At 27.8% G+C, this 4928-nt stretch carries 4 protein-coding genes; all 4 read right to left on the bottom strand.

Annotated features, from left to right (window positions below):
• On the bottom strand, nucleotides 1-832 hold an 832-nt coding region (locus J7M77_RS05140), incomplete at its 3' end, for an AAA family ATPase (protein ID WP_296876685.1).
• A 152-nt stretch (nucleotides 833-984) separates the two neighbouring features.
• A complete protein-coding gene (locus J7M77_RS05135) occupies nucleotides 985-1977 on the bottom strand; it encodes a HAMP domain-containing sensor histidine kinase (RefSeq protein WP_296876683.1) in 993 nt (330 codons plus the stop codon).
• Nucleotides 1970-2641 carry a response regulator transcription factor gene (locus J7M77_RS05130; protein WP_296876681.1) on the bottom strand — a complete coding sequence of 224 codons (672 nt, stop codon included), beginning with the start codon at nucleotides 2639-2641 and terminating at the stop codon, nucleotides 1970-1972. The genes J7M77_RS05135 and J7M77_RS05130 overlap by 8 nt, the downstream gene beginning before the upstream one ends.
• Nucleotides 2642-2730: 89 nt before the next feature.
• Nucleotides 2731-4845, bottom strand: a complete 2115-nt coding sequence (locus tag J7M77_RS05125; protein WP_296876679.1) for a glycerophosphodiester phosphodiesterase family protein — start codon at nucleotides 4843-4845, stop codon at nucleotides 2731-2733.
• Nucleotides 4846-4928: the final 83 nt, after the last annotated feature.

The following is a 4928-nucleotide window of genomic DNA, read 5'->3' as shown; positions in this document are numbered from 1 at the left end:
GATATCCGTCATACCAATCTTTCATATCCTGACGTTTACTTATCAAATTATAATAGTTTAATAAACCATCGATTTCTTTTTGAGTAAACCCAAAATACTCACTTGCTTCCTTGTCGCTGATCGTTCTAACTGTAAAATTATTAAGACCGGTAAAGATACTTTCTTTGGCGATTCTTAAACATCCTGTAAGAATTCCTCTTTCTAAAGCATCATTGGTTTTTAAACCTGCTGATAAGGCACTTTTTAAAAATTCAACCATTTCATCATGGTAACCATGATTAAAGGCACTTTGAAGCGGTACATCGTATTCATCAATTAAGATAATGACTTTTTGATGATAATGTTTTTCCAGAAAAAGACTTAAATTATATAATGCGTCTCTTAGATCACTTTCTGATACGTTTTTACAACGATAACTGTTTAATAATTGTTTTTCAGGAGAACTTAAATAAGGACTTTCAATCAATTCTGAATTATCCTCAACTAATTTAGCTACCATTGCTTTAAATTTATCAATTTGTAGTTTCATATTTTCTCTTGATAGATCTTTTAAAGTCATAAAGATAACCGGATACTGATTTTGATGTTTTGTGATTTCTTTGTTTTCACTGACTTTTAATCCATCAAACAGATAAGCATTTTCTGTTTCTTTGTTTGAGAAAAAATAATAGAGCATTGACATATTCACGGTCTTACCAAATCTTCTAGGTCTAGTATAATGTAGTACTTTATCACTTAAGACATCTGCAATTAACATCGTTTTATCAATGTAATAATAATTATTATCGATCAATTCTTTGAAATTCTCGATTCCGGTACTTATTCGCTTCATTATTATCTTTCTTCTTTCTTTTGATTACTATCATTTTATCATAACATATTATAAAAGTCATTGAATTCAAAATTACAAATAAAGTCAACAATTAATAATATATTAGATTATGCCAGTTTTTAGAAAACACTAAAAAAGCGAGCTAAAACTCGCTAGTCTAAGAAAAAATAATCCCGATTATCTTTAAAAATCAAATTAAATTTAGCTCCATCATGATAATCTTGATCAACAACAATTTCAATTCCTAACTTTCTTGCAATCTCTTTAACAAAATATAATCCCATTCCTGTTGAACGATAATCGCCATTACGTAAGTTGCTCCCGACAAAACCGCGATCAAAAATATAAGGCATGTCACTTGGTAAAATTCCAATCCCATTATCAATGATTTCTAAAATAATTTCATCCGCTACTACAATATTAAACGATAAACTTGGTCTTTGATGGCAGTATTTAATAGAATTGGCTACAAACTGGTCAAGCATATATACTAACCAGCGTAAATCACTATAAACATAATGATTTTCTTTTGGTAAATTGATTTGAAAGTTATTGGTAATCAAAAAATATGATTGATGCTTTAAAGCTTCTTTAATTGCTAAAAGTAAAGAAACTCTTTCGATTTTAATATCATATTCAGGATTTCTTAATTTACTAGACATCAACATTGTATTTAATAATTGAGTTAAACGTTCTACTGATTCTAAAATATCTTTTTTTACATCAAGATCTTGATTACGTTCATTGATCAACCTAAGCGAAGCTAATGGTAGTTTTGCTTCATGTGACCATTTAGATATATAATCAGCTAAATCTTCCATTTGTTGATTTAACAGCTCAATTTGTTTATGATAATAACTTTCATTTTTTTGAACAATTTTAATAATTTGGTAATCACACAATGATTGCAACTGATGATAATCAATATAACTTTCTTTTTTTAGTAATCGTTGTAACTTGATAAAACGGCGATAATCTAACCAAATTATCATCACAATTCCAACAAGCAAAATAACATCTAAATAAATCAAATCCTCAATAAACAATCGACTAGCACAGAGCAATAAAAAATAGATATTAATAAAAACAATCCCCATGACCATAATCACAATTTTTACCAATGCTTTTTTTAAATAACTAATCAATATAATAACCTACTCCCTTTTTAGTTTTTATGATTTCTTTACCATTCATGATTTCTTTCAATTTTACTCGAAGTCTAGAAATATGAACCGATAATGTGGCATCACTTACAAATTCATCAAAGTTCCATAATGCCATCATTAATTCTTCTCGTGAAATACAACTGCCGCGATGTGTTAATAAAGTCGATAAAATTTTATTTTCTGATTTAGTCAATTCTAAAACTTGATCATTACTAACTATTCGACCACTAACTAGATCATAACTAGTATTTTCATCTAAGTATTCTTTATCTAATTGTTTATACTCATAAGTTCTTCGTAGCATTGCCTGGATCTTAACTAATAATAATTCTAAATCAAATGGTTTTTCAATATAATCATCTCCACCAGAAGTTAAAGCCATGATCTTATCACTGTTATTTTCTCGACTAGAAATAAATAAAATTGGAATAGTAGTATTTTTTCTAATCTTACGACACCAGTAAAAACCATCATAATAAGGTAAATTAATATCTAATAAAATTAAATCCGGTCCATATTGAAAACACTCTTTATCCACCTGTTTAAAATCAATTATTGTTTTAACTTCATAATCCCATTTTTTAAGTAATAACTCTAACTGACGAGCTAACAAAGTATCATCTTCAATAATCATTATTTTCATCAATATCACTTCCTTAACCACCATTATAACTTTTCTTTAATCAAAATAATATCAAAATTAAGATAAAAATACTAAGCCTAAGCTTAGTATTAAGTAGTTGGATAACCATCGCCCTGGTAGTAATAGTATTGATAATTATGAGTTAAATAATCATCAATTGCATCTCTACCATAGTCGGGATAATTAGTAATGATACCACTAACACCCATTTGTAGATATTGACTCATTTTTTTGACATCATCAACGGTCCAAACATAAACCGGAACCCAGTTACGATTAGCTTTTTCAATAAAACTGACAGTTGCTCGATTTTCTTCGATTGCTAAAAAATCAATATTTAAATTCCATAGTGATTCATCTAAATCACCAGCACTACCATAAATACAATAACCAATCCACCATTCTGGGCGACTTTCTTGTAAGTACGTTACAACATCATAATCAAGCGACATAAAAATTGCCTGGTCTTCATAATCATTTTTTTCAACTACTTTGATAACTTCTTTAGCTAATTTTTTGCCATCACTATTATCAGTTTTTAATTCAATTAATAATCCCATTTTTGCTTTAGCTTTTTTTAATCGCTTGATTAGTTTATCTAACGACGATGCATTATCTTCATAACCGTTTTGTTTTAAATCAACTTTAGCTAATTCATCAGCTGTTAAATCAGCAACCTTACTTCTCTTTCCGGCCAGTCTTGATAAATCACTATCATGCATTACAATTACTACATTATCACTTGATAACTGAACATCAATTTCAGCATAGTTAGCACCTTTATCATTAGCAGCTTTAATAGCACTGTAAGTATTTTCAACTCCATAGTGACTACCGCGATGACCAATTACCCAAGGGTGATGAACCATTGTTCCCGGTTCTAAATAAGCAGCAACTAAAATAACTGCAATAGCTATTAAAGTCAAAGAGATAACTCGCGGGTGACGATTATAAAGTTTTGAGCGATTTAAAATCTTTTGAATCACTCGATATGGTAAAAATAACATTGATTTATTAACTTTTACTTCTTCATGATAACGCATGCTATCATAACGAACTAAAATACTGGCAATAAAATACATTACAATCACAACAATCAAGATAGTACAAAATATATAGATTGAATTAGGTGCTATATAGGTAACAATGATAAATAACGCACTCCAAAAAATTATATTTATAATACCCCAGTGCTTTTGATAAAAATGATTTTTAAAAATATATTTATCTAGATATTGATATCCAATGCTGCCTTGGATCTTAGCTTCTAATAGTGTTTCATCAAATGTTTGATTAAAACCATGATCAAGATCTACTTTTACAATACTTTGATCATATTTTGCAACAATACCTAAAACCACTTGATAAAATATGATCATGATTAAAATCATAATAATGCTATAAAGTAAATATTGAAATAAATATAAGCGAAACTGTGAAAAAGTAATGAGATTCTTTAAAAAATAACGATTAAAATCAGCATTTTTGATCAAAGCATTAGGTAATCCCTGTTTTAATAACTGTTCAATTAAATACCAGCCACCTAATAAAGCAATTACTTTAAGCCATTGAACAAACTCTAATGATTTTAATGTTTGAAAACTATTTTTAAGCGCCTGATAAAAACTATCTTTCTTTAAAACCATAAATATCGGCACCAAGAATAATAGCAAATAAATCCCATGATAAATAACATTAATTAAAATAATCAATATTTGGCCAATAAAAGTTAATTTCAATTCACCAAAAACAAAATTAGGAATTGAAATACTTGGAATCAAAGAATTCAAATAACCAATATGTACTAATGGTAATAATAAAATATAATAAAATCCCGCTATCAAACTACTTGGATGTAATAAGCATTTTAAATTTAATAACGCTGATTTCATCACATCAGCAATTCTATAATCATGTCTTTCTTTATTTAAAACGACAAGATCAATAATTACTGTTAGTTCATAGATAATTACGGCTAAAAAGCCTGCCATCACTAATAGAATTAAGACAATTCCTTCAGCACTTAAAAAATCAAATAAAATATATTGATTAAAAGCGCCACCTTGAGATTTATTATCTAAATAAATCTGAATAATTTTATTAAGCAATGGCGATATAATTACAATAATCCCAAATTTATAAAATACTTCAAATTTCAAAACTTTTAAAAATAATACCCAAAAGCTCTTGATTTTTTCTATCATTCAATCGCCTCCATCTTATTAGCTATTTTATCATTATTGATATCATTTTTTAATTAATATTATTTAAATTTTTTATAAAGATG

This window comes from Thomasclavelia sp. (assembly GCF_017889095.1).
Taxonomy (GTDB): Bacteria; Bacillota_I; Bacilli_A; order Erysipelotrichales; family Coprobacillaceae; genus Thomasclavelia.
Note: the sequence above shows the minus strand (reverse complement) of the source record. Positions and strands in the feature narration are given on the sequence as shown.